Below are 25364 nucleotides of genomic sequence, written 5' to 3'. Positions count from 1 at the left end.
GGCCCCTGCCTGCGACATCGCGGCGGCGGTCAGCGGCTGAGCGGCCGGGACTCCCGGCCCTCGACCTCGCCGTGCCCACCCTCGCCGTGCTCGCCGTGCTCGTGCTCCTCGACGGGGATGTCGTCGAAGGTCCAGGCGCGGTTGAGGCGCGAGCGCAGATGCCCGAGCGGGCCCTTGGAGCCGGGCGCCGGGATCCCGCGGGCGTCCTTGGCGGGCGCCTCGGGACGGGTGTTCTCCTTGGACAGGATCGTCACCCGCTTCTCCTCGCGCGCGGGCTCGTGCCGCTCGGAGTACCGGCCGTCCGGCGACATCATGATGATGCCGGACTCCTCGCCGTGCCCGATGATGTTCGCGTCCTTGCGCTGGAGGCCCAGGCAGATCCGCTTGGTGATGACGAACGCCAGGTAGGGCCCGATGAAGATCCCCACGCGGAAGAACCACGTGATCCCGAACATCGACAGGTGGAACTTGTCGGCCAGCACGTCGTTGGCGCCCGCGATCCACAGCATCCCGTAGAACGTCACCGCGGCCATGCCCGTCGCCGTGCGGACCGGGGCGTTGCGCGGACGCGTGTTGACGTTGTGGTGCCGCTTGTCACCGGTCACCCACGCCTCGACGAACGGCCAGACGGCCGCGCCGGTGAAGATGATGCCGAGCGGCACCGTCGCCGGGATCAGCACGTTGAAGCTGACCGTGTGGCCCCAGGCCGAGATCTCCCAGTTCGGCATGATGCGCAGCGCGCCCTCCAGCACGCCCATGTACCAGTCGGGCTGGGAGCCCGCGGAGATCGCGCCGGGGTCGTAGGGGCCGAACAGCCAGATCGGGTTGATCTGGACGAACGCCCCCATCAGCGCGAGCACGCCGAAGGTGAACAGGAAGTAGGCGCCGGTCTTGGCCATGAACACCGGGTAGAACGGGTAGCCGTACACCTGCTGCTCGGTCTGGTTCTTGACCGGCATCGCGGTGTGCTTCTGGTGCCACATGATCATCATGTGCGCGGTGACCATGCCGAGGATCAGCCCCGGGATCAGCAGCACGTGGATGGTGAACAGCCGGGGCACGATGTCCTGGCCGGGGAACTCGCCGCCGAACAGGAACATGTACAGGTAGGTGCCGACCAGCGGGATCGACTCCGTGACGCCCTGGGTGATCCGCAGCCCGGTGCCCGACAGCAGGTCGTCGGGCAGCGAGTAGCCGAACAGGCCCTCCAGCATGCCGAGCGTGAACATGCCGATGCCGATGAGCCAGTTCAGCTCGCGCGGCTTGCGGTAGGCGCCGGTGAAGAACACCCGCAGCATGTGCGCCAAGATCGAAGCCATGAACAGGACCGCGGCCCAGTGGTGGATCTGCCGCATCAGCAGGCCGCCGCGCACGTCGAAGCTGATCTCCAGCGTCGAGGCGTAGGCCTGCGACATCTTCACGCCGTTCAGCTTCGTGTACGAGCCGTTGTACACGACCTCCTGCATGCTCGGCTGGAACCAGAGCGTCAGGAACGTCCCGGTCAGCAGCAGGATGATGAAGGAGTACAGGGCGATCTCGCCCAGCATGAACGACCAGTGGTCGGGGAAGACCTTCTTGAGGTTGCGCTTCATGAAGGTCGTGGAGCCGAGCCGGTCGTCGAGCCAGTTCAGCGAGGCGTCGACCGACTGCGGAGCTGTCGTCTGGCTCATCCGCGCTCCCAGAAGCTCGGGCCGATCGGCTCGTGGTAGTCGCTGGTGGCGACGATGTAGCCGTCCTCGACCGACAGCGGAAGCTGCGGCAGCGGACGGGCGGCCGGGCCGAACACGACCTTCGCGGCGTTGGTGGCGTCGAAGGTGGACTGGTGGCACGGGCACAGGATGTGGTGCGTGGTCTGCTCGTACAGCGCGGCCGGGCAGCCGACGTGCGTGCAGATCTTGGAGTAGGCCACGATGCCGTTGACGTGCCAGTTCTCGCGGCCCTTGGCGGGCTTGAACTCGTCCGCGGGCACGTTGATGAGGATGGTCACGGCCTTGGCGGTCTCGGTGAGCACCTGCTCCTCGGGGACGTGCTCCTCGATGCCCTCCGGCAGCACGGTGATCATCGAGCCGGGCGAGGAGAAGTCGCTGACCCGCAGCGGGCGGTTGGTGCCGTCCACGACGAGCCGGACGCCCTTCTTGCCCTGCTTGTGCGCCTCCTCGACGGCCTTGGCCCAGAAGGTGCTGCGGAGCTTCTTCTCCGGCAGCGGGCCGAGGTCGCGCAGCAGCACCAGCGGGGCGAGGCCGAGCGGGGCGGAGGCCAGCAGCAGCGTGCGGCGCAGCAGCGGCCGCTTGGTGATGCCGCTGTCGACCGCCCCCTCCATGAAGTCCTCGTTGAACCCGGCGCGGGTCTCCTCGTCGGCGGCCGGCAGGTGCCGCTCCTGGATGATCGGCTTGCTGGTCATCAGCCGCCGCACCCAGATCGTGACGCCGATCGCGAGGGCGAGGAACGACAGCGCCATCATGCCGCCGAGCCAGAAGTTGGACTCCCGGGCCCGGTCGACGCCGTGCATGCCGCCGTCGCGGCCGCTCCAGCCGATGTAGTAGGCGATGAAGCCCACGCTGCCCGCGAAGGCGAGCAGGAAGAACGTCGCGACGACGCGCTCGGCCCGCTTGGCCGACGCCTCGTCGAGCTGCTCTCCCGCGCCCGCCGGGGCCGAGATGTCGCCCTCGGCGAGCAGTTCCTTGTCCCTGGCGGGGGACGGCGTGCGGATCACCCGTTCGCGCGGGGCCTCCTCACGCCGGCCGTCCCCGCCGCGGGCGCCCCTGCGCGGCTCCTCCGAGCCGGCGGCGCCGGTGTCGTCCTTGTTGTCGTCGCTCATGGCTTCTTCAGCTTCTTCGGCTTCTTCGCGGTGATCCACATGGCGGCCAGCACCAGCAGGCCGATCCCGATCAGCCAGCCCGCCAGGCCCTCCGACACCGGACCGATGCGGCCGAGGCCGTTACCGCCCGGGTTCGGCTCCTCGCGCGTCTGGACGAGGTAGGCGATGATCGCCTGCTTGTCCTTGGGCGTGAGCGTGGTGTCGTTGAACACCGGCATCGCCTGCGGGCCGGTCAGCATGGCCTCGTAGATCTGGGTGGGCGTGACGTCGCTGTTGTTCAGCGGCGGGGCGTACTTGCCGCCGGTCAGCGCCCCGCCCTGGCCGGTGAAGTTGTGGCACTGGGCGCAGTTGGTGCGGAACAGCTTGCCGCCGAGGGCCACGTCGCCGGTCTTCGGGTCGACCGCCGAGGCCGGGGGGACGTCCGGGCCGTTGCCGAGCGAGGAGATGTAGGCGCGCAGGTCGGCCAGGTTCTTCTCGGCCTGCGCCTTCTGCTTCTCGGCCGCCTCCCGCTTCTCCTTCTCCTCGTAGTCGGTCTTGATCGAGGTGTCGAAGGGGGGGATCGGCTCCTTGCGCGGCATCTGCGCGCCCGGGTTCATCGCGGGCATGCGGCCCGTGCTGACCTGGAAGTCGACGGACGCGGCGCCGACGCCGATGAGGCTCGGGGCGATCGGCTTGCCCTTGGCGTCCTTGGTGCCCTCGGCGTTCAGGCCGTGGCAGCTGGCGCAGTTCTTGTTGAACAGCTGCTTGCCGTTGCCCAGGTCCTGCGCGGCCGCGGCGGTGCCCTCCGCCTCGGCGCGGCCGGTCTGCGGCGAGAAGCCGGCGTAGATGGCGCCGATCGCCGCCAGGGCCGCCAGCACGACGGCGTAGCCCGCCCAGGGGCGCCGTCGCCATGCGGTGATCCTTCTCACGGAAATCCCCGTTCGGGTCATGTCGTCTGGTGGTTCGAGCAGGTCGTCGAGCAGGTCACGGCGTCACGTCAGTCGAGCAGGTAGATGGTGGCGAACAGGCCGATCCACACCACGTCGACGAAGTGCCAGTAGTAGGACACGACGATCGCGCTCGTGGCCTGCTCGTGCGTCCAGCGCTTGGCGGCGTAGGTCCGCCCGAGGACGAACAGGAACGCGACGAGCCCGCCGGTGACGTGCAGGCCGTGGAAGCCGGTGGTCAGGTAGAAGACCGAGCCGTAGGCCGACGAGGACAGCGTGAGGCCGTCCTTGGTGACCAGGCTGTAGTACTCGTACGCCTGCCCGGCGACGAAGTAGGCGCCCATGAGGAACGACAGCACGTACCACTCGCGCAGCCCCCACCGCCGGAAGTTCAGCAGGCCGCCGTCCCGGCCGACCTTGCCCGCCTCCGCTTTGAACACGCCCATCTGGCACGTCACCGAGGACAGCACCAGGACGGTGGTGTTGACCGCCGACAGCGGCAGGTTCAGCGGGGCGCCGGGCCACGCGCCGTGCCCGGACTGGCCGATCGTCACGGAGCGGATCGTGAAGAACATCGCGAACAGCGCCGCGAAGAACATCAGCTCGGACGACAGCCAGACGATCGTCCCCACGCTGACCAGATTGGGACGGTTTGCCCGTGCGTGAGGTGTTGTCTCTATCGCGGATGCTGTCACGGGCAGCATTATTGCGCCCCTATCCAGTGATCGACGCATGACCCCCCTTCTAGAGTTCCCCGAGCGTGTCACGGCGCGTCGCGCCGGAGGACCTCTCCGGGGCTCTTGCCTGGCAGCGGCCGGGGGCGTATCTCGTGCGCACGCACGCGAAGCGGTACCCTTCGGTGCCATGAGCACCGCCCCGGAGAGCACGGAGAGCCCGATGAAGGTTCTCGTCTACAGCGACGACGCGAACACCCGCGCCCAGATCCGGATGGCGGTCGGACGCCGCCCCGCCGCGGACGTCCCGCGGGTCGAGTTCGTGGAGATCGCGACCCAGCCCGCCGTGGTGGCGCGCCTGGACGAGGGCGACATCGACGTGCTGGTCGTGGACGCCGAGGCCCAGCCCGCCGGGGGCCTCGGGGTGTGCCGGCAGGCCAAGGACGAGGTCTACGACTGCCCGCCGGTCCTGGCGATCATCGCCCGCCGCGACGACGGCTGGCTCGCGACCTGGTCGCGCGCCGACGCCGTGGTCAGCCTCCCGCTCGACCCGATGGCCCTCGCCACCGCGCTCGCCGGGCTGATGCGGCGGCGCGCCGAGAGCCGCCTGCCCGCCCTGTAGGCCCGACTCCTCAGGCGGGGCCTGGCAGGCACAGGCCGGGCAGGCCAGAACAGATTCAGCCCGGGGCGCACCGCCCCCGGACGAACTTCCCCGGAGCGACATGGACGCCCGCACGACGTGGCCCGCACTGCTGAACGCCCTCCTCGACGGCGACTCGCTGACCAGCGAGGAGACCGCCTGGGCCATGAACCAGATCATGGCCGGGGAGGCCACGGACGTGCAGATCGCGGGCTTCGCGGTCGCGATGCGGGCCAAGGGCGAGACGGTCGCCGAGGTGTCCGGCCTCGCCGACGGCATGATGGACAACGCCACCCCGATCACGGTGGCGGGCCGCTTCGCCGATCTGGTCGGCACGGGCGGCGACCGGGCCCACACCGTCAACATCTCCACGATGGCGGCCGTGGTGGGCGCCGCGGCCGGGGTGAAGGTCGTCAAGCACGGCAACCGGGCCGCCTCGTCCTCGTGCGGCGCCGCCGACCTGCTGGAGCACCTCGGCGTCGCGATCGACCTGCCGCCGGAGGCGACCGCGCGCGTCGCCGAGGAGACCGGCATCACGTTCTGCTTCGCGCCGATGTTCCACCCGGCGCTGCGCCACGCCTCCAAGGCGCGCGGCCAGCTGGGCACCCCGACGGTGTTCAACTTCCTCGGCCCGCTGACGAACCCGGCGCGGCCGCCCGCGCAGGCGGTGGGGGTGTTCCATCCCCGGATGGCGGAGGTCGTCGCGGGCGTGTTCGCCTCGCGCGGCTGCTCGTCGCTGGTGTTCCGGGGCGACGACGGGCTCGACGAGCTGACGACGACCGGCACGTCCACGGTGTGGGTGGTCCGCGACGGCGCGGCGGTGGAGACGACGTTCGACCCGTCCGACCTCGGGATCGCGCCCGCCAAGCCGGAGGACCTGCGCGGCGCCGACGCCGCGTTCAACGGCCGGGTGGCGCGCGAGGTGTTCGCGGGGGCGCCCGGCGCCGTCCGCGACATGGTGCTGCTGAACGCCGCCGCGCTGATCACCGCGTTCGAGGGCGCGCCGGCCGCCGCCGACCTCACCGCGACGCTGGGCGCCGGCTACGAGCGGGCTGCGGCGGCGATCGACTCCGGCGCCGCGAGCGCCCTGCTGGACCGCTGGATCGAGGTCTCGCGGGGCCTGCGCGCCTGACCCCCTCCGCGCCCTCACACAGCGCCCTCACACGACGCCCTCACACGACGCCCTCACACCGGCGAGCGGGCGCCGGAGGAGAGCCGCTGCGCGATCCAGATCGGGATCACCGACAGCACGATCATGGCGGCGGCCAGCACGTTGACGACCGGCGCCTGGTTCGGCCGGAACAGGTTGCCGAAGATCCAGATCGGCAGCGTCTGGGCGCCGGGCCCGGCGGTGAACGTGGTCACGATGATCTCGTCGAAGGACAGCGCGAACGACAGCAGCCCCCCGGCGAGCATCGCCGAGCGCAGCGCCGGGAACGTCACGTACCGGAGCGTCTGGAAGGTGTCGGCGCCGAGGTCGGCGGACGCCTCCTCCAGGCTGGTCCCGGTGCGGCGCAGCCGGGCGAGGACGTTGTTGTAGATCGTGACGACGCAGAACGTGGCGTGCCCGGCGATCACGGTGAACAGGCCGAGCCCGACGCCGAGCGGCTTCAGCACGACCTGGAAGGCGTTGCTGAGCGCGATGCCGGTGACGATGCCGGGCAGCGCGATCGGCAGCACGACGGCCAGCGACACGGCCTCGCGGCCGAAGAAGCGGTGCCGGGCCACCGCGAACGCGGCGGCCGTGCCGAGCACGAGCGCGATCGCCGTCGCGCCGAGCCCGGCCTTGACGCTGGTGAGCACGGCGCGCCGGGCGCCCGCGTCGTCCATCGCGTGCGCCCACCAGCGCCCGGTGAACGACGTCGGCGGCCACCCGAACGCCCGGTCGGCGTTGACGGAGTTGACCAGCACGACCAGCAGCGGGACGTAGATCACCGCCAGGCCGAGGACCAGCACGGCGCGCAGCGCGGCGCGGGCCGCGGGCGAGAGGGTCATCACAGCTCCCTGAGCGCGCCGGTGCGGCGGGCGGCGGCGAGGTAGGCCAGCATCACCACGACGGGGATCGTGGCGACGGCGGCGGCGAACGGCAGGTTGTTGGCGGCGCCGACGTTGTCGTAGACGACGTTGCCGAGCAGCTGTGTCCGGCCGCCGACGATCTTCACGGTGATGTAGTCGCCGAGCGACAGCGAGAACGTGAAGACCGACCCGGCGACCAGCGAGGGGAAGACCATCGGCAGCACGACGGCGCGGAGCGTGCGCAGCGGCCGCGCGCCGAGGTCGCCGGAGGCGTCCAGCAGCGAGTCGGGCAGCCGCTCCAGGCCCGTGTAGACGGGCAGGATCATGTACGGCAGCCACAGGTAGGCGAGCACGAGGACGGTCGCGGTCAGGCCGTAGCCCGGCCCCGACAGCCCGAACGGGCCGAGCGCCTCGTCGGCGAGGCCGCCGTGCGCCAGCATGACCCGCCACGCGTACGCCTTGACGAGGTAGGGCGCCCACAGCGGCGCGAGCACCGCGACGACCAGGTACGGCCGCCGGCGGGGCCTCACGACCTTGGCCATGGCGAACGCCATCGGCAGGCCGATCACCATGTCGATCAACGTGACGGCGGCGGCGACGCCCACGCTGCGCAGCGCGATCGTCCGGTAGACGGGCTCGTCCCAGAGCGTCTGGAAGTTGGCGAGCGTGTACTGGTGGACCACCTCGCCGGTGAAGGTGTCGGTCGTCCAGAACGCGGTCAGGAAGATCGCGGCGAGGGCGCCGAGGTAGCCGGGCACCAGCCAGGCGAGCGGGGCGCTCAGCAGCAGCGTCAGGCGCAGCCGGGGGCGGCGGTGCAGGACGGCCGCCGCCCGGCGCCGGGGACCCGGCGCCGGGCGGGCCGCGGCGGCGACGGCGGTCAGCCCTTGATCGTCGTCCACGCCTGGGTCCACTTGGAGTAGTCCACGCACTTGACGTCCTTGCGGCCGTCGAGGCACTGCGCGATCGGCGTCGTCCAGAAGCGCACCTTGGAGAAGTAGGTCTCGTCGGTGGCGTGGAAGGTGTCGCAGAACTTCCTGTCGGCGGTCAGCCCGCACGCCCTGGCGTTGGCGGGCGCCTCACCGAACCACTCGGCGACCTGGGCGTTCGCCTTCGGGGAGACGATCCAGTCCATCCACTTGTAGGCGCAGTTCGGGTTCTTGGCCTTGGCGCCGACCATCCAGGTGTCCGACCAGCCGGTCGAGCCCTCCTTCGGCAGCGCCACCTCCACCGGCGCCTTCTCGGCCTTGGCGAGGTTGGCGATGACCTGCCAGGTCGTCCCGAGCACCGAGTCGCCGCTCTTGAACGCCTGGACCTCCTTGGTGTAGTCCGACCAGTACTCGCCGATCAGGCCGCGCTGCGTCTTCAGCAGCGCGACGGCCGCGTCGAACTGCTTCTGGTCGAGCGCGTAGGGGTTCTTGATCCCGAGTTCGGGGCGCGAGGACATCAGGTACAGCGCCGCGTCCGCGATGTAGATCGGCGAGTCGTAGCCGGTGACCTTGCCCTTGTAGGGCGAGTTCGCGTCGAACACCGCGCCCCAGGACGTCGGCGCGGGCCTGACCTTGTCCGACCGCCACATCAGCAGGTTCGCGCCGCGCCCGTGCGGGATGCCGTAGGCGACGCCGTTCACCGAGTTCCACGGCTTGAGCTTCAGGCCGGGGAACACGTCGGCGTAGTTCGGCACCAGCGCGGTGTTGACGGGCGCGACCGTGCCGGAGGCGATGAGCCGCAGCGAGGCGTCGCCGGACGCGGACACGGCGTCGTACTCCCCCGTCCGCATCAGCGTGACCATCTCGTCGGACGTCCCGGCGATCTTGGTGTTGACCTTGCAGCCGGTCTGCTTCTCGAAGGGGTGGACCCAGTCGACCTTCTTGTCGTTGGAGCCGTCCTCGGCGTACCCGGCCCAGGCGACCAGGTTGACCCGGCCCTCGCCCGCGCCGAGCGACTGCCGCGCCGCGATCTTCGGGACGGTGAACCCGCCCTGCCCGGCACCGGTCGCCTTGCCTGCCGAATCGCCGTCGCCGCAGGCGCCGGTCAGTCCGATCGCCAGCGCTGCCGTGGCGGCGAGCGCCACGCGCGTGGACCACATGGGGAACTCCTTATTTCGGGGGGTGATGAAGGAGGTGTCGTGCGGTTCAGGAGGCGGGCGCCGCCTCGGCCGCGTCGCCCCGGCCGGCGTCCGCCACCCGGAACTCGTGCGCGGAGTGCCACCGGACCCGGACGCGGTCGCCCGGCCGGTGCGGCATGTCGTCCGAGGCCGCGAGGTTCTGCCGGAGCGCCACGACCCGCTCGCCCGAGTCCAGGTCGACGTGGACCCGGGTGAGCGCGCCCGCGTAGACGAGGTCGGCGACCGTGCCGAGCGCGTGCCGGTCCCCCTGGCCCGGCCCGCGCTCCGTGCCGACCCCGTCGAGCCCGTCGACCTGGAGCTTCTCCGGACGGACGCGGACGTCCCCGACGCGGTTGGAGGTGCCGACGAAGCCCGCCACGAACGCGGTCGCCGGACGCTCGTACAGCTGCGCCGGGGTGCCGACCTGCTCGATCCGGCCGCGGTCCATCACCGCGACCCGGTCGCTGAGCGTCAGCGCCTCCTCCTGGTCGTGGGTGACGAACACGAACGTGATCCCGGCGCGGCGCTGGATGGCCTTCAACTCGGCCTGCATCTCCTCGCGCAGCCGGAGGTCGAGCGCGCCGAGCGGCTCGTCCAGCAGCAGGACGCGGGGCTCGTTGACCAGCGCGCGGGCCAGCGCGACCCGCTGCCGCTGGCCGCCCGACAGCTCCGCCGGGCGCCGCGCCTCCATGCCCTCCAGCCGGACGCCGCGCAGCGCCTCCCGGGCCCGCGCGCGGCGCTCCGCGCGCGGCACCCGCCGCACCTTCAGCCCGTACTCGACGTTGCGGAGCACGTCCAGGTGCGGGAACAGCGCGTAGTCCTGGAAGACGGTGTTGACGTCGCGCTCGAACGGCGGGAGGGAGGTGACGTCACGGCCGGCCAGTTCGACCGTTCCAGCCGTGGGACGCTCGAACCCCGCGATCAGCCGGAGCACGGTCGTCTTGCCCGACCCGGACGGGCCGAGCATCGAGAAGAACTCGCCGTCCCCGATGTCGAGGTCGACGCCCGCGACCGCCTCGACCGCGCCGAAGCCCTTGCGGAGGTCGCGGATCCGCACCGCTGAAACCGACATGGGATGAAAACATATGGATTCATAAGTTTCAGTTCAAGTGATGATCCGGTATCACTGAGTCGACGCCGGCGGGAGGGGGCCCGATGGACAGCGCGCGTCCGGCCGTGTTCGCCCCGGTCGACAACACCGCGCGGGTGCACGCGGTGGTCCGCCGCCTCGGCGACGCGATTGCGCTCGGGCTGCTCGCCGACGGGGAGCAGCTGCCCAGCGAGACCGACCTCGCCGGGTATCTCGGCGTGTCGACGGTCACCCTACGCGAGGCGCTGATGGCCTTGCGTCAGCAGGGCCTCATCGAGACCCGGCGGGGACGCGGCGGCGGGAGCTTCGTCCGCACCCCGGCCCGCCCGTTCGACCTGGACGGGCGGCTGCGCCCGCTCGCCGCCGAGGAGCTGCGCGACCTCGGCGACCACTACGCGGCGATCGCGGGCGCCGCCGCGCGGCTGGCGGCGCTGCGCTCGCTGCCCGGCGACGTCGACCGGCTGCGGCGCTCGCTCGCCGAGATGGCCGAGGCCGACCCGGGCCCTCACCTGTGCCGCCTGGACGGGCGGTTCCACCTGGAGGTGGCCGCCGCGTCGCAGTCCGTCCGGCTCACCCGGGAGGAGATCCGGCTCCAGGCCGACATCGGGCCGCTGATCCTCGCCGCGCACGGGCGTCCCGAGGCCGGCGACCGGGTCCGCGCCGAGCACGCGGCGCTCGTCGAGGCGATCGCCCGGGGCGAGGAGGGGCGGGCCCGCGATGTCGCTGAAAGTCACGTCGCGAATGCGGTAGAACATCTGATTGAACGACGGCTCGCCCTCTGACCCCGAGGTGATCCATGCGCTCCGAGCTCCCGGTGGCCCGCCCGGCCGCCGGTGCGGCCGTCGGTGCCGCCGTCGGCGCCGCCGCCGCGCGCGTCCACGCGACCCTCGACGCGGTGTTCGCGACCGTGGCGGAGGTGCGCGACGCCTCGTCCCGGCGGCTCGCCGAGGTCGCCGCCGCCGGGCGCGCGCCCGTCCGCGCCGACCTCGCCCCGCTGCGCCCGCTGCTGCTCCCCCGCCTCGGCCCGCTGGTCTGCGGGCTGGGCTTCATCGCCGCCCCCGGCCTGCTCGCCGACGCCGCCTGGTACCTGGAGTGGTGGCAGACCGGGCCGGCGGGCGCGCCGTCCCAGCTCCTGCCCGACCTCGACCCCGAGAGCAGCGCCCTGTACGACTACACCGCCTGGGACTGGTTCACCGGCCCGCGCGGCGGCGCCGAGCGGACCGTCTGCGGCCCCTACGTCGACTACCTGTGCAGCGACGAGTACGTCCTCACGCTGTCGGCGCCGGTCCACGTCGAGGGGGTGTTCGCCGGGGTCGCCGCCGCCGACGTGTTCGCCCGCACCTTCGAGAACGAGATCGTCCCGGCGCTCCGCGAGATCCCCGCGCCCGCGTTCGTCGTCAACGCGCCGGGCCGCGTGATGGCCTCCAACACGGCGGCCTGGCCGCCCGGCGCCGTCTACCGGGGCGGGCGGGGCTTCGACGCCCGCCCCTGCGGAAGCACGGTGTCGCTGCTGGTGGGCGCCCGCTAGTCGGCGTCGGGCAGGCCGAGGGCGAACGCCTGCTCCAGGTCGTGCTGGGAGTAGGTGCGGAACGCGATGTGGGTCTCGGTGTCGAGGATGCCGGGCACCTTGTTGAGGCGCCCCGGGATCACGTCGTTCAGCTCGTCGTGCTCCCGGACGCGGACCATCGCCATGAGGTCGTGCTCACCGGTGACGGAGTAGACCTCGCTGACGCCGTCCAGCGCCGCGATCGTCTCGGCCACCTCGTGGATGCGCGCGACGTCGGCCTTGACGAACACGATGGCGGTGACCACCGGCACCCTCCCTGCACCTTCGCCCTGCACATGCGGATGCCCCAACCCTATCGGGCGGCCGCTCAGCCTCTGCTCAGGGCCACCGGGCGGCGCGCGGGGCCCGCGCGGCGGGCCAGCAGCGCGAAGACCACCCCGGCGGCGAAGCCGTAGATGTGCGCGGTGTAGGCGACGTCGCTCTCCTCGTCGCCGAGCGACAGCCACTGGAGCACGAACCAGTAGCCGAGCACCACCCACACCGGCAGCCGGACGACGATCACCGGCGGGACGTAGCTGACGATGCGGCCGCGCGGGTTGAGGATCGCGTAGGCGCCCATCACGCCCGCGATCGCGCCGGACGCGCCGATCAGCGGCACCGTCGACCCGGCCGAGGTGTAGGCGAAGCCGTAGACGGCGACGAGGCCGAACAGCAGGTAGGCGAGCAGGTAGCGCAGCCGTCCGAGCCGGTCCTCGACGCCCGCGCCGACGACGAACAGCGCCACCAGGTTGCCCACCAGGTGCAGGGCGCCCGAGTGCAGGAACATCGAGGTGAACGCGGACGTCCAGGGATGCTTGGCGAAGCGGGCGGGGCCGCACTCCTCGACGGCGTCCGCCGGGAGCGGCTGCTGGACGCCGGTGGTCAGCTCCTTCGGGACGGCGCCGTACTCGTGGCTGAACCGCACCGCCTCGCACTCGCGGGCGCGGTCCTCGCCGTACCAGGTGGCGAAGTTGGACATCGGGGTCAGCAGGAACACCACGACGTTGGCCGCGACCAGCAGATAGGTCACCCAGGGGACGCGCCGCGCGGGCTGGCTGTCGTAGAGAGGCACGGCCATGCGGTGTTCGACGTCCTCTCCGTCACCCGGCGCCCACCACCGGGACCTCGCCCGTCACTGTAGCCGCCGTCACCTCAGCGGGCGGCTCCGCCCGGACGACTCCGGGTCGTGGGCGGCGTAGGCGTTGTCGATCCAGCCGCGCAGACCCTCGGCGCCGTGGGCGGGGCACGTCCACTCGCCGTCCACCTCGACGAGGCGGACGCCGGGCAGGTCGAGCCAGCGCAGCACGCACTCCATCTCCTCGGCGGTCGCGCCGCCGCCCTGCGCGGTGCCGAGCGGTACGCCTCCGGGAGCGCCGCCGACGGGCGGGAAGACCGTCTCGGCGGTGGCGGTGAGGGCGTGCACGTAGGGCCAGGGGTCGGCGCGCGGCGGGACCGTTCCGGCCGCCGCGAGCCGCCCGTAGCGCACGACCGCCAGCTCCCAGCCGTTGTCGAAGGCCGGGCGCGCCGCCACGAGCTGCCGCAGCCGCGCGAACGCGGTGAGCCGCTGCCCGCGCGCGGCGGCGCGCACGAACGCGGCCAGCCGGTCGCGCTGGGCGGCGGCCTCCTCGTAGCGCAACTCGCGCGAGAGCCGGTCGATGCGGGCCCGCGCGGAGGCCACCACCGGGCGCGCGTCCCCCTCCATGATCTCCTGGGCGGCGGTGACGTGGGCGGTGTAGTCCTCCAAGGCCTCGCTGCCGTCGCAGGGCGCGCCGCAGTGGCCCATCTCGGCGAGCGCGCAGGCGTGCAGCCGCCCGGCCTCCACCAGCCGCAGCGTGATCCGCTGCGTGCACTGCCGCAGCGGGACGGCCTCGTGCAGCGCGGCGCGCGCCTCCTCGGCCTGCCGCCGCGAGGAGATCGGGCCGAGGTAGCGGGCGCCGTCGTCGCGGATCTCGCGGACGATCGACAGCCGCGGGAACGGCTCGGCGGTGAGCTTCAGCCACAGCGCCCGCTCGGGGAACTTCGAGCGGCGGTTGTAGCGGGGCTTGTGCTCGGCGATCAGCCGCAGCTCGCGGACCTCCGCCTCCAGGCCGGTCGCGCACACGATCGTCCGGATCCGCTCGGCGAGCCCCACCATCTCCCGGACGCGGCGCCGCGTCTCCGACCCGGTGAAGTAGCTGCGCACCCGCGACCGCAGGTCGCCGCTCTTGCCGACGTACAGCGCCTCGCCCGCGGCGTCCTCGAACAGGTACACGCCCGGCGCGGACGGGACGTCGTCGGCGAGGTGGCGCTTGCGGCGCTGCTCGGGGGTGGGCGCCTTGGCGAAGCCGCGCATCTCCTCCAGCGAGGTGACGCCGAACGAGCCGAGCCGCTCGATGAGCCCGTGCAGCACCTCGACGGTGGCGCGGGCGTCGGCGAGGGCGCGGTGCGTCGGCTCGGTCGCCGTGCGGAAGAACCGGGCGAGCGTGCCGAGCTTGCAGTTGGGCACCTCGTCCTTGGACAGGACGCGGCGCGCCAGGTCGACGGTGTCGACGACGGTGAACCTCGGCCAGGCGTAGCCGTGCTCGGCGCACGCCGCCTTGAGGAAGCCGATGTCGAAGGGCGCGTTGTGGGCGACGAGCACGCTGCCGCGCGCGAACTCCAGGAAGGCGGGGAGCACCGAGTCCATCCGGGGGGCGGCGGTCACCATCGCGGTGGTGATGCCGGTCAGCGCGGTGATGAACGGCGGGACGGGCCCGCCCGGGTCGACCAGCGTGCCGAGCTCGCCGAGCTCCTCCCCGCCGCGCACCTTCACCGCGCCGATCTCGGTGATGGCCGAGTCGGCCGCCGAGCCGCCGGTCGTCTCCAGGTCGACCACCACGAAGGTGACGCCGGACAGGGGCGTACCGAGGTCGTCCAGGGTGCCCTGGACGTGCGCAGCCGTCATGCCCGGGACCGTAGAGGACGCCACCGACAGAAGTCCGGGCCGCTAGGGTTGGTCCCGCGCCGGCACGTCCCGCCGGGTGGGGGCCACGGGGGACGGCTCGGGGGTTCGGCGCGTCCGGCCGATCTCCTGCACGGAGCAGGCCGTCCCTGCATTCCCGCTGGTTAGGGTGTGTGGCGCTCGGGAACACTCGGCCCACCGGCGGCAAGCCCGGAAGGAGCGGGACCATCGACAGCCCCGAAGCGAGCCCAGGCGCCCCCGAGCAGCTGGGCGGGCCTCTGCCGGAGGCCGTCCGGCAGGGCGTGGTGGAGGCGGCCGCCGAGCTGATCGGCGCGCTGCCGATCGACGAGGTGCCGATGCCGCTGCGCCGGTTCGCGCGGTTCGAGCGGCGCAAGCGCGCCAAGCTCGCCGGCCAGCACATCGCCGCGCTGCTGGAGAAGGACGACGGGTTCCGGCGGCGGGTCGCCGGGCCGCCGCGCGAGGCGCAGCCGGAGCTGGTGGAGGCGGTGGAGGGCGGCGACGTCCCGCCTGCGGCCGACCCCGTCCGCGTCGCGGTGCTGGCCTACCTGCTGCGCCCCCCCGGGTGGACGGGGCTGGTCGAGGCGGCGCGCGCGGAGCTGGAGCGCTCGGTGTCGGCGTCGGAGGAGGAGGCGGCCGAGCGCCGCTTCGCCGCGCTGCGCGAGGAGCTGGCCGCCGCCCGCGCGGCGCGCGCCGGGGAGGTCGAGAAGCTGCGCGCCGACCTGCGCGGCGCCAAGGCCGAGATCGCCGAGCTGCGCCGCAAGCTGCACGAGGCGCGGACGCGGGCGCGCGACGCGCAGGCGAGCGCCGAGCTGCTCGCGGCGGGCGCCGAGCGCGAGCTGGCCGCCGCGCGCGAGTCGACCGCCGCCGCCGACAAGGAGCTGCGCAAGCTGCGCGCCCGCGCCGCGCAGGCCGAGGCGGCGGCCGAGGCCGCCAAGCGGGCCGCGCGCGAGGGCCGCAACGTCGACGACGTCCGGCTGCGGATGCTGCTCGACACGCTGGTGGACGCGGCGCGCGGCGTGCGCACCGAGCTGGCGCTGCCCTCCACGATCGGGCGCCCGGCCGACGTCGTCGGCGCGCAGGAGCCCCACCGGGCGCTGCCGGGCCGCGTGCTGTCCGACAGCGACCCGCAGCTCCTCGACCAGCTGCTGACGCTGCCGCAGGTCCACCTCGTCGTGGACGGCTACAACGTCACCAAGACCGGCTACGGCGAGCTGCCCCTGTCGGACCAGCGCAACCGCCTCGTGTCGGGCCTCGGCGGCCTCGCCGCGCAGACCCGCGCCGAGGTGACGTGCGTGTTCGACGGCGCGGACCTGGACGCGCCGGTGCCCGTCGGGGCGCCGCGCGGGGTGCGGGTGCTGTTCAGCAACCCCGGGCAGACCGCCGACGAGCTGATCGGCGACCTGGTGCGGGCCGAGCCGCCCGGCCGGGCCGTCGTGGTGGTGTCGGCCGACCGCGAGGTCGCGGACGCGGCGCGCCGCGCCGGTGCGCGCCCCGCGCCGTCCACCCTGCTGCTGCGCCGCCTCGGCCGCTCCTGACCCGCCGGCGGCCGTCTTCTGCCCCCGCTGAACCGCTTGTGACCTGCGCGAACCCCGTTCCGACTGTCGGTGATCTTGGTATCACGGAAAGTGGACGTACGCGGGATAAGTCAATCAAGATGTGATGTTTCGGTTGTGACGGTTGTTGTGCCTCGCTAATGTCGTCCGCTGACGTCGTGGAGCGAGAGGGGCGAATTCGACCGTGGCCAGTGATCTCATCGGGGCCTCAGCGCAATCGCGTGACCGGCGGAGACATCGCGCGCCTGGTGGCGCGGCCCGTCGCGTGGTGGCAGTGGCCTGCCTCGCGGCGACGGCGTCCTTCGCCTTCCCCCCGGTGGTGGCGCACGCGGCGCCCAAGCCGAAGGCGGCGGACGTGCGCAAGAAGCTCACCAAGCTCAATGAGCAGGTTGACCAGAACGTCGAGAAGTACAACAAGGTCAACGAGCAGCTCAAGATCGCCAAGAAGAAGCTCGACGCCGCCAAGAAGTCGAGCAAGGGCGAGGAGACGGCGTTCGAGCGGCAGCGTTCCGCGATCGCGCAGATGGCGGCCGCCGCGTACAAGAACGGCAACACCACCGACGTGTCGGGTTTCGTCGGCAGCGACGACCCGCAGGCGATCCTCGACCAGGCGGCGGTCTTCACGCACCTGTCGCAGGAGCGCAGCTCGCAGCTCACCCAGTTCCTCGCGGCCACCCAGCGGCTGCGCCGGGAGCGGGCGACGGCCCAGAGCGCCTACGACGACGTCGCGGGCAAGGCCAAGGAGCTGAAGGACAAGAAGAAGGAGCTCGACAAGCAGGTCGAGCAGCAGAAGAAGCTGCTGGCCAAGCTGGGCGAGAAGTCGCCGAGCAAGTCCGGTGGCGGCGGCGGCACGGGCGGGACCTACAACGGCCCGGCCAGCGGCTCGGCGCGCACCGCGCTGAACTACGCCTACGCCCAGCTCGGCAAGCCGTACGTCTACGGCGCGGCGGGCCCGAACTCCTTCGACTGCTCCGGGCTGACCATGCGCGCCTGGGGCGCGGCGGGCGTCAGCATCACCCGCACGACGAACTCGCAGTTCGCGGCGACCAAGCGGGTCGACAAGAGCGACCTCCAGCCGGGCGACCTGGTGTTCTTCAGCAGCCTCGGGCACGTCGGCATGTACGTGGGCGGCGGCAAGATGATCCACGCCCCGCACACCGGCGACGTCGTCCGGATCGCCGACATCTCGTCGGGGTACTACGTCTCCAACTACTACGGCGCGGGACGTCCCTGAGCGACGATCCCCCCGCCATATCGGCAACGGACCAGGCTTTGACCTGGTCCGTTGTTGATTTTGGGGGGGTTTGCCTTCTGATGGGCCTTTGGTACCTTTGCACCACTCGGGCACCCGCCAGGCGCCCGAGCCCCGCGGCGCCCACCAGGCGTCACGGCCCCCGCGCGGCCCCGTCCAGGCGCCGCGTCCGGCGGCGCGCTCCACGTGCCGTCCCCCGATTTCAGGCCGGACCCGGCCGATCGTGCGCACGCCGACGCGTGCATGGCGCTGAGCGCGCGCCACGACGGTGCCCCAGGGTCCGGTGAGGCAACGCCGAGTCCGCGCCCGCGCGGAGCCGGGGAACCAATCGACCGGCGTCCGGGAGTCCGCTTCCGGACGGGCACACCGGTCCCCGGGGTGAATCGGCGCGTCCCTCCCGTCAGGTGAGAGCCGCCGTAGGGCCACTTCCACGCCCGAACCCGTCAGCTAACCCGGTAGGCGTCTTGGAAGAAGGAGTGATGCACACCCCCCGAACAAGCCACGGCCCGCCTGCGAGCGGGCCCCTCGGGCGTGGCCGCCGATTCAGCGCGCGGCCGCGCCCGGCCCTTTCCCGGGCGGCTTCCACGACGCTCATGACGTCCTGCATAGGATCACGCGCATGACCGACGGCCCCGGCCAGGAGGAACACGACGCGGCACCGGACGCCGCGCGGAGCGTTCCACAGGACGCCTCCCTCTCCCGCCGCGGGATCCTCGGCCTGGGCGCGGGGGGCGCCGCCCTGCTGCTCGCCGGCACCGCCGGCCTCGTCCACGCGCGCTCCGGCGACGGCCGCGCCGCGTCCGCGAAGGCCACCAGGGCGGCGGGCTCCTTCCACCCCGACGCGGCCGGGGACATCCTCGCCAACCGCGCGCGCGCCGTCTCCCGGGGCGACCGCGCCGCCTTCCTGGCCACCGTCGGCTCCGCGCCCGCCGCGTTCCAGCAGGCGCAGGCGGGCCTCTACGACAACCTCCGCCGCCTCCCCCTGGACGGATGGCGCGAGCGCGTCGTCGACACCCAGCACACCGACGCCGCGTCCGGGGTCACGGTCGTCCGCGCGGAGGTGCGCTACAGGCTGAAGGGCTTCGACCGGCACGAGGTCGCCCGCGCCCGCTACCTGTCCCTCGCCCCCCGCTCCGGCGGCTGGACGATCGTCGGCGACGGCACGTCCCACGGCCTCGCCGACGACGCCGAGATCTGGGACGGCGGGCCGCTGACCGCCGTGCACGGGCGGTCGTGCCTGGTCGTCGGGGACGCGTCCGGGCTGGACGGCTTCGCGCGCAGCCTGGACGCGGCCGTGCCCGTCGTCACCCGGGTGGTCGGCCGGGGCTGGGCGCAGCGGGCCGTCGCGCTCGTCCCCGCCGACGCGCGGCTGGCGGCCGCGCTCGCCGGGCAGGGCCAGGACCTCGGCGCGATCGCGGCGCTCGCCACCGTCGCCCCGCCGGCCGGGGAGGGCCCCGGCGAGGACCGCGTCATCATCTCCCCCGGCACCTTCGGACGCCTCAACGCCCTCGGCCGCGACGTCGTCCTCGCCCACGAGCTCACCCACGTCGCGACCGGCGGCGCCCGCGACCGCACCACCCCGCTGTGGCTGATCGAGGGCTTCGCCGACTACGTCGGGTACTCCGGGACCGAGATCACGGTGCGGTCGGCGGCCGGGGAGCTGGCCCGCGAGGTGGCCGCCGGGCGCCTCCCGGCCGCGCTGCCGGACGCGGCCGCCTTCACCGGCGCCTCGCCGCGGCTCTCACAGTCCTACCAGGAGGCCTGGCTCGCCTGCCGGATGATCGCGGACCGGTACGGTGAGGCGACGCTCGTGCGGCTGTACCGGGCCGCGGGGCGCGTCTCCGAGGCGGCCGCGCTGCGGGACGCGCTCGGCCTCACCCGGGACCGCCTCACCGCCCTGTGGCGCGACTACCTGAAGAAGGAGCTCCGTTGAGCCGACGTCCCCGGATCGCGGCCGCGGTCGCCGCCGCCGCGCTGTTCGCCGCGGTCGGCGCCGTCCTGGCGCTCACCACGCCGTGGAACCCGCTCCCCGGGCGCGTGCCGGGCGGCCGCGTGGAGGCCGACCCGTCCGCCGACTTCTCCGCCGCCGAGATCGCCCGCTCCCGCGCGTTCGACTCGGCCCTCAACCCGCCCGCCTACGCCGGCCTCCTCGTCGGCCTCGTGCTCGTGCTCGCGCTCGGCCTCACCCCGGCCGGATCGCGGCTGATCGGGTGGACGACGGCGCGCGTCCGCCGGTGGCCGCTGCGCGTCATGGCCGCCGCCGTCGCGCTGACGACGCTGCTGCGGGTGGCGGGGCTGCCGTTCGACCTGTGGGGCGAGTCCGTCCTGCGCCGCTACGGGCTGTCCACGCAGTCCTGGCCGCAGTGGCTGCTCGACCAGCTCAAGTCCCTCGCGGTCACCTGGGTGATCTACACGGTCGCGCTGCTGCTGCTCTACGCGGTGATGCGCCGCTTCCCCCGCTACTGGTGGACGGGCGCGGCCGCGGGCGGCTTCCTCCTCGTCGTCGCCGTCTCCTTCCTCTACCCCGTGGCCGTCGAGCCGGTGTTCAACAAGTTCCACTCGCTGCCGCAGGGGCGGCTTCGCAGCGACCTGCTCGCCATGGCCGACCGCGACGGCGTCCCGGTCAAGGACGTCCTGGTCGCCGACGCCTCCCGCCGGACGACCTCCCTGAACGCCTACGTGTCCGGGTTCGGCTCCACCCGCCGCATCGTCCTGTACGACACGCTGCTGCGCTCGCCGCGCCCGCGGATCGAGTCGATCGTCGGCCACGAGCTGGGCCACGCCAAGCGGGGCGACGTCCTGTGGGGGACGCTCGTGGGCGCCCTGGCCGTCGCGGGGGGCGTCTGCCTGCTGTACCTCCTGCTGACCTCCCCGCGCCTCCTGCGCCGCGCCGGAGTGCCCCCGGCCGAGGACTCCGACGTCCGGACGGCCGTGAACCCGCGCTCGCTGGCCCTCGTCCTCGCCCTCGTCGCGGCGGGGACGCAGATCGGCATGCCCGTCCAGAACCTCGTGAGCCGCCGCATCGAGGCCCGCGCGGACGCGCACGCCCTCGACCTCACCCGCGACCCGTCCACGTTCGTGTCGATGCAGCACGAGCTGGCCGTCCGCAACATCTCCGACCTGAGCCCCGACGCCCTCGAACACCTCCTGTGGCTGACCCACCCGTCCGCCCCCGACCGCATCGCCATGGCGAGAGACTGGGAGCGAATCCATGGCGCGCCCCTCGGCGTCAGGCGCTAGGGCGCCTTCCTTCAACGGGCCACGCGGCGATCGCGGGCATCGCTCCGACCTCGCCTGGCGGCTCGCTTCGCGATCAGACTCTCGCTTCGCTCGCATCTGCCTTCGGACGCGATCGCAACGCTTGCGGTGGTGTGCGGTCAGTTGCCCTTCGCGCCGGGCCGGGCCGGGGTGCCGGAACCGGGTTGGGCCGACAGGGTCGCCGCGTCCACGCGCGGCGCGGTCGTCACCGAGCGCTTGAGCGCGCTGCCCTTCACCCAGTCGTTCCAGCCGAGCTGCCAGTAGCCCCAGCCGTTGTCGGGCTCCAGTTCCCGGCTCGTGCCCGTCACCGTCACCGGGTCGCCCCGGTAGGCGTGGCGGTAGAACCACGCGGCGTTGGACGGGCTGATGTTGATGCAGCCGTGGCTCACGTTGTCGTGCCCCTGGCTGCCCACCGACCAGGGCGCGCTGTGGACGTACTCGCCGCTGCCGGAGATCTGCACGGCCTTGTAGACGGTCAGGCTGTAGTAGCCGGCGCAGCCGGGCCCGCAGCCCTCCCACTCCGACGTCATCACCGTGGGGTCCTTCTTGGCCATCGCCAGGTGGACGCCGTTGGTGGTGGTGTACTTGCGGGCCCCGCCCCGCCCCATGCTGGTCGGGATCGTCTTCACCTTCCGGCCGTTGAACCTCACCACCATCTTGTGGTTGTCCTCGCCGACGGTGGAGACGTGCTCGTCCCCGACCCTGAAGTCGACGCCGTAGTTCTTCACGCCGTAGACGTCCTTGCCGGTGCGGACCCCGGACAGGTGGGCGCGGAAGCTCACCTTCGTGTGCGCGGGCCAGTACTGCCTCGGACGGAACACCGCCTCCGGCCCCTCGTCGCCCTCGAACCAGTGCCAGGCGCCCTCGACGGGCCGGTCGGAGCGCACCTCCAGCGCCCGCTCCACCGCCGCCCGGTCGGTCACCTTCTTGTCGAACTTCAAGATGATCGGCATGCCGATCCCGACCGTCTCCCGGTCGGACGGCGCGTCCAGGCCCATCGCGCTCGTCGACCTCACCTGGGCGGTCGCGAACCGGCTGCTGACCGTCCGGCTCCTGCCGTCCCGGCCGACGGCCGTCGCGTTCACCGTGTACGAGCGGCCCGGGTCCAGCGTCCAGCGCGAACGCCACTGGCTCCGGTCCGCGCTGAGGACGCCCTCCACCGCCGACCCGCCGCTCGCCACCGTCACGTTCTCGATCGTGCCGCCCCGCGAGCGGACGGCGATCTGCCCGTCCGGCCGCAGCACGGCGCCGCCGCCCGGCGTCACCGCGACGCCGAGGTCGTCGTCCCTCGCCCCGCCGCCTCCTGAGCACCCGGCCGCGCTGCCCGCCGCGACGGCGGCGCAGGTCAGCAGCGCGGCGGTGCGCCTTCCTCGGTCCCTCGGTCCTGAGCCGCCCACGCGCACGGTAGCCCCCCGGTCGTCCCCGCTGGGCGAGAGAATCGTCTGCCCAGCCCCCGAAGCCGGAACGACGCCCAGATGAAAAGGCCGGTACCCACAAAAATGTCGGTACCGGCCCCTCTTGGGCTTCTTTTACTGCTCAGTGGGCGAAATGACCCCGGTAGTACTCGAAGACCAGACCGATCGTCGTCATGATGACCGCGGCACCGCCGAGGATCACCATCCACCAGCCGAACACCACGCCGAGGGCCACGCACGCGGCCGACAGCGCCAGGAACAGCGGCCACCAGCTGTGCGGGCTGAAGAAGCCCAGCTCGCCCGCAGCGTCGGCGATGTCGCCCTCCGGGTCGTCCTCGTACAGCGGGCCGTTGTTGGCCCGCTCAAGGCGCCGGACGGTGAAGTGGATGTAGAACCCGATGAGCCCGGCGAGGCCGATGGCGAGGGCGAGCGCGGTGGTGCCCGTCCAGTCACCCGACCACAGCCAGTACACGATGTCGGTGGCGAGGAAGAAGACCGCGCACCCGTAGAACATGAACGCCTGGACGCGCATCGGCTACTCCCCCTTCGCCCCGGACAGCTCGCCCTTGGCACCCACGTGCGGGTGGTGCAGGTCGAACGCCGGGCGCTCCGAGCGGATCTTCGGGATCGAGTTGAAGTTGTGCCGCGGCGGCGGGCACGAGGTCGCCCACTCCAGCGACGAGCCGTAGCCCCACGGGTCGTCCACCATCACCCGCTTGCCCTTCTTCGCGGTGATGTAGACGTTGTAGAAGAACGGCAGCATCGACAGCCCGAGGATGAACGAGAAGACCGTCGAGACCTGGTTGAGGCCCTCGAACTCGCTGGCGTAGTCGGCGTAGCGGCGCGGCATGCCCTCGGCGCCCAGCCAGTGCTGGATGAGGAACGTGCCGTGGAAGCCGATGAACAGCATCCAGAAGTGGACCTTGCCGAGCGTGTCGTTCAGCATCTTGCCGGTCCACTTCGGCCACCAGAAGTAGAAGCCCGCGAACATCGCGAACACCACGGTGCCGAACACCACGTAGTGGAAGTGCGCCACGACGAAGTAGGAGTCGGAGAGCTGGAAGTCCATCGGCGGCGAGGCGAGGATGACGCCGGTCAGGCCGCCGAACAGGAACGTCACGAGGAAGCCCAGCGACCACAGCATCGGCGACTCGAACGTCAGTTGCCCTCGCCAGATGGTCCCCACCCAGTTGAAGAACTTCACCCCCGTGGGCACGGCGATGAGGAACGTCATGAAGGAGAAGAACGGCAGCAGCACCTGGCCGGTCACGAACATGTGGTGCGCCCACACGGTGACCGACAGGCCCGCGATGCTGATCGTCGCGAACACCAGGCCGATGTAGCCGAACACCGGCTTGCGGCTGAACACCGGGAGGATCTCGGTCACGATGCCGAAGAAGGGCAACGCGATGATGTAGACCTCCGGATGCCCGAAGAACCAGAACAGGTGCTGCCACAGCAGCGCGCCGCCGTGCGCGGAGTCGAACACGTGCGCGCCGAGCTTGCGGTCGGCCTCCAGCGCCAGCAGCGCCGCGGCGAGCACCGGGAACGCCAGCAGGACGAGGATGGAGGTCAGCAGGATGTTCCAGGTGAAGATCGGCATCCGGAACATCGTCATGCCGGGGGCGCGCATGCACAGGATCGTGGTGATGAAGTTGACCGCGCCCATGATGGTGCCGAAGCCCGACATCGCCAGGCCCATGACCCACATGTCGCCGCCGACGCCCGGCGAGCGCACCGCGTCCGACAGCGGGGCGTAGGCGAACCAGCCGAAGCTGGCCGCGCCGCCCGGCGTCAGGAAGCCCGCGATGACGATGATGCTGCCGAACAGGAACAGCCAGTACGCCAGCATGTTCATCCGCGGGAACGCCACGTCGGGCGCGCCGATCTGCAGCGGCATGATGACGTTGGCGAAGCCCGCGAACAGCGGCGTCGCGAACATCAGCAGCATGATCGTGCCGTGCATGGTGAACAGCTGGTTGAACTGCTCGTTGCTGAAGATCTGGAGTTCGGGCTTGAACAGCTCGGCCCGCATCATCAGCGCGAGCACGCCGCCGATGAGGAACATCACGAACGACGTGATCAGGTAGAGGTAGCCGATCACCTTGTGGTCGGTGGACGACATCCACGAGGCGAGGATGCGCCCCTTGCTCGTCCGCGACGCGGCGACCGGCGTACTCGGTGCGTGACTGATCGTGGTCACTTGGCACCCCCCACGGCCTTGGCCTTGGACTCGGCGATGTACGCGGCGTACTGCTCGGGCGTCACGACCCGGAGCTGGAACAGCATCTTGCTGTGGTCGACGCCGCACAGCTCCGCGCAGCGGCCCTCATAGGTGCCGAGCTTGTTCGCGGTGAACTCGAACTCGTTGGTGTAGCCCGGCATGACGTCCTTCTTGTAAAGGAGCGCCGGGACCCAGAACGAGTGGATGACGTCGTTGGAGTGCAACCTGATCCGGACCGTCTTGCCGGACGGGATCGTCATCACCGGCTTGGGGCCGCCGTCGGCGTTCGGCGCGACCGGCTGCCCGATCTCGGAGGCGACGGTCTTCTCCTGACCGCCGATCTTCTCCTTGTAGTCGAACTGCCAGCTCCACTGGAAGCCGGTGACGTCGATGGTGACCGCGGGGTTGTCCGTGGTCTTCTCGACGAAGTTCTCGTCGCGGACGGTGAAGAAGAACAGCACCGCGATGATGACGAACGGGACCGCCGTGTAGAGGATCTCGATCGGCATGTTGTAGCGCACCTGCGGCGGCAGGTCGTCGGAGCGCTTGCGGTGGAACAGCACCGCCCAGATGATCAGGCCCCACACGACGGCACCGACGGCGAACGCCGCGATCCAGGACCCCTGCCACAGCTTCAGCATGCGCTCGGCCTGGGGCCCGATCGGCTCGGGCATGCCTAGGCGGGACGCCTCACCGCCGCACGCGGTGGCGGTCAGCGCCAGCAGCCCCAGCGCGCCGGCGCTTCTCAATGCGCGGCGACCGCGCACAGGCGTACGCCGCTCCCTAGAGCGGGTCGGACTCACGGAATGCCTTCCCCACGGATGAATGCCCGGTCGTCCGGGCGGATGAGATCAGTAGTCACGCATGTGGTGGACACCCTAGCGCGAGGGTCGCGCGTACCCCCGAT

The 25364-nt window shown here is 72.1% G+C and carries 23 protein-coding genes and 1 riboswitch; of the genes, 8 read left to right on the top strand and 15 right to left on the bottom strand.

From position 1 onward, the window contains the following. Positions 1–29: 29 nt before the first annotated feature. The 4 genes from KLI87_RS16260 to KLI87_RS16245 form a co-directional block, all read right to left on the bottom strand. Positions 30–1670 carry a ubiquinol-cytochrome c reductase cytochrome b subunit gene (locus tag KLI87_RS16260; protein ID WP_214617740.1) on the bottom strand — a complete coding sequence of 547 codons (1641 nt, stop codon included), beginning with the start codon at positions 1668–1670 and terminating at the stop codon, positions 30–32. Then, a complete protein-coding gene (locus KLI87_RS16255; protein ID WP_156221037.1) occupies positions 1667–2818 on the bottom strand; it encodes a ubiquinol-cytochrome c reductase iron-sulfur subunit in 1152 nt (383 codons plus the stop codon). Before KLI87_RS16255 ends, KLI87_RS16260 begins: the two co-directional genes overlap by 4 nt. After that, positions 2815–3726 (bottom strand): c-type cytochrome, encoded by a 912-nt coding sequence (locus tag KLI87_RS16250; RefSeq protein ID WP_214617739.1) that lies wholly within the window; start codon positions 3724–3726, stop codon positions 2815–2817. Before KLI87_RS16250 ends, KLI87_RS16255 begins: the two co-directional genes overlap by 4 nt. A gap of 68 nt (positions 3727–3794) precedes the next feature. Further along, positions 3795–4448: a heme-copper oxidase subunit III gene (locus tag KLI87_RS16245; RefSeq protein WP_173390992.1), complete on the bottom strand. Its 654-nt coding sequence runs from the start codon at positions 4446–4448 to the stop codon at positions 3795–3797. A 160-nt stretch (positions 4449–4608) separates the two neighbouring features. On the opposite strand from KLI87_RS16245, the gene KLI87_RS16240 reads away from it, so the two are divergent. Both KLI87_RS16240 and trpD read left to right on the top strand, forming a co-directional pair. Continuing rightward, positions 4609–5040, top strand: a complete 432-nt coding sequence (locus KLI87_RS16240) for a response regulator transcription factor (protein ID WP_156221040.1) — start codon at positions 4609–4611, stop codon at positions 5038–5040. A gap of 100 nt (positions 5041–5140) precedes the next feature. After that, entirely contained in the window at positions 5141–6190 is a 1050-nt protein-coding gene (trpD, locus tag KLI87_RS16235; RefSeq protein WP_214617737.1) for an anthranilate phosphoribosyltransferase, read from the top strand. A gap of 53 nt (positions 6191–6243) precedes the next feature. On the opposite strand, the gene KLI87_RS16230 is transcribed toward trpD, so the two are convergent. From KLI87_RS16230 to KLI87_RS16215, 4 genes are read right to left on the bottom strand one after another with little or no spacing between them, the layout of a single operon-like run. Next, complete coding sequence (locus KLI87_RS16230) at positions 6244–7053, bottom strand: ABC transporter permease (RefSeq protein WP_156221042.1); 810 nt, start codon at positions 7051–7053, stop codon at positions 6244–6246. Continuing rightward, positions 7053–7973 carry an ABC transporter permease gene (locus KLI87_RS41540; RefSeq protein WP_214617736.1) on the bottom strand — a complete coding sequence of 307 codons (921 nt, stop codon included), beginning with the start codon at positions 7971–7973 and terminating at the stop codon, positions 7053–7055. The genes KLI87_RS16230 and KLI87_RS41540 overlap by 1 nt, the downstream gene beginning before the upstream one ends. After that, the gene (locus KLI87_RS16220; RefSeq protein ID WP_156221043.1) at positions 7952–9160 is read right to left on the bottom strand and encodes an ABC transporter substrate-binding protein; all 1209 of its coding nucleotides are present in this window, start codon (positions 9158–9160) and stop codon (positions 7952–7954) included. The genes KLI87_RS41540 and KLI87_RS16220 overlap by 22 nt, the downstream gene beginning before the upstream one ends. A gap of 46 nt (positions 9161–9206) precedes the next feature. Next, positions 9207–10250: an ABC transporter ATP-binding protein gene (locus KLI87_RS16215; RefSeq protein WP_214617735.1), complete on the bottom strand. Its 1044-nt coding sequence runs from the start codon at positions 10248–10250 to the stop codon at positions 9207–9209. An 83-nt stretch (positions 10251–10333) separates the two neighbouring features. Here KLI87_RS16215 and KLI87_RS16210 point away from each other — a divergent pair, with 83 nt between their 5' ends. Next, positions 10334–11050: a FadR/GntR family transcriptional regulator gene (locus tag KLI87_RS16210; protein WP_156221045.1), complete on the top strand. Its 717-nt coding sequence runs from the start codon at positions 10334–10336 to the stop codon at positions 11048–11050. Between the two features lie 14 nt (positions 11051–11064). Continuing rightward, positions 11065–11796: a cache domain-containing protein gene (locus tag KLI87_RS16205; protein WP_214617734.1), complete on the top strand. Its 732-nt coding sequence runs from the start codon at positions 11065–11067 to the stop codon at positions 11794–11796. Here the strand turns inward: KLI87_RS16205 and KLI87_RS16200 are convergent. The 3 genes from KLI87_RS16200 to KLI87_RS16190 all read right to left on the bottom strand — a co-directional run bounded on the left by KLI87_RS16200 (position 11793) and on the right by KLI87_RS16190 (position 14737). Next, a complete protein-coding gene (locus KLI87_RS16200; protein WP_214617733.1) occupies positions 11793–12080 on the bottom strand; it encodes an Lrp/AsnC family transcriptional regulator in 288 nt (95 codons plus the stop codon). The genes KLI87_RS16205 and KLI87_RS16200 overlap by 4 nt on opposite strands. 62 nt (positions 12081–12142) lie before the next feature. Further along, positions 12143–12892 (bottom strand): rhomboid family intramembrane serine protease, encoded by a 750-nt coding sequence (locus KLI87_RS16195; RefSeq protein ID WP_214617732.1) that lies wholly within the window; start codon positions 12890–12892, stop codon positions 12143–12145. A gap of 69 nt (positions 12893–12961) precedes the next feature. After that, on the bottom strand, positions 12962–14737 hold the full coding sequence (locus tag KLI87_RS16190) for a DEDD exonuclease domain-containing protein (RefSeq protein WP_214617731.1): 1776 nt from the start codon (positions 14735–14737) through the stop codon (positions 12962–12964). Positions 14738–14907: 170 nt separating this feature from the next. Between KLI87_RS16190 and KLI87_RS16185 the strand changes: the two genes are divergently transcribed. The 4 genes from KLI87_RS16185 to KLI87_RS16170 all read left to right on the top strand — a co-directional run bounded on the left by KLI87_RS16185 (position 14908) and on the right by KLI87_RS16170 (position 20800). Further along, positions 14908–16290, top strand: a complete 1383-nt coding sequence (locus KLI87_RS16185; RefSeq protein ID WP_308166036.1) for an NYN domain-containing protein — start codon at positions 14908–14910, stop codon at positions 16288–16290. A 286-nt stretch (positions 16291–16576) separates the two neighbouring features. Then, positions 16577–17542 (top strand): C40 family peptidase, encoded by a 966-nt coding sequence (locus KLI87_RS41000; protein ID WP_308166035.1) that lies wholly within the window; start codon positions 16577–16579, stop codon positions 17540–17542. Positions 17543–17842: 300 nt separating this feature from the next. Further along, a riboswitch (cyclic di-AMP (ydaO/yuaA leader) is annotated at positions 17843–18036 on the top strand. Positions 18037–18179: 143 nt separating this feature from the next. Continuing rightward, the gene (locus KLI87_RS16175) at positions 18180–19493 is read left to right on the top strand and encodes a basic secretory family protein (RefSeq protein WP_214617730.1); all 1314 of its coding nucleotides are present in this window, start codon (positions 18180–18182) and stop codon (positions 19491–19493) included. Continuing rightward, positions 19490–20800: a M48 family metallopeptidase gene (locus tag KLI87_RS16170; RefSeq protein WP_214617729.1), complete on the top strand. Its 1311-nt coding sequence runs from the start codon at positions 19490–19492 to the stop codon at positions 20798–20800. Before KLI87_RS16175 ends, KLI87_RS16170 begins: the two co-directional genes overlap by 4 nt. A 137-nt stretch (positions 20801–20937) precedes the next feature. Here KLI87_RS16170 and KLI87_RS16165 read toward each other — a convergent pair whose 3' ends face one another. The 4 genes from KLI87_RS16165 to coxB form a co-directional block, all read right to left on the bottom strand. After that, entirely contained in the window at positions 20938–22215 is a 1278-nt protein-coding gene (locus tag KLI87_RS16165) for an Ig-like domain-containing protein (protein ID WP_308166034.1), read from the bottom strand. A 139-nt stretch (positions 22216–22354) separates the two neighbouring features. Continuing rightward, positions 22355–22765: a cytochrome c oxidase subunit 4 gene (locus KLI87_RS16160; protein ID WP_156219435.1), complete on the bottom strand. Its 411-nt coding sequence runs from the start codon at positions 22763–22765 to the stop codon at positions 22355–22357. Positions 22766–22768: 3 nt separating this feature from the next. Then, complete coding sequence (ctaD, locus tag KLI87_RS16155; protein WP_156219500.1) at positions 22769–24358, bottom strand: cytochrome c oxidase subunit I; 1590 nt, start codon at positions 24356–24358, stop codon at positions 22769–22771. Between the two features lie 74 nt (positions 24359–24432). Continuing rightward, positions 24433–25206, bottom strand: a complete 774-nt coding sequence (gene coxB, locus KLI87_RS16150) for a cytochrome c oxidase subunit II (protein WP_156219434.1) — start codon at positions 25204–25206, stop codon at positions 24433–24435. Positions 25207–25364: the final 158 nt, after the last annotated feature.

The sequence above is a fragment of the Actinomadura sp. NEAU-AAG7 genome, from assembly GCF_018603865.1.
In the GTDB taxonomy this organism is placed as follows: Bacteria; Actinomycetota; Actinomycetes; order Streptosporangiales; family Streptosporangiaceae; genus Spirillospora; species Spirillospora litoris.
This window is presented reverse-complemented; position numbering and strand designations above follow the sequence as displayed.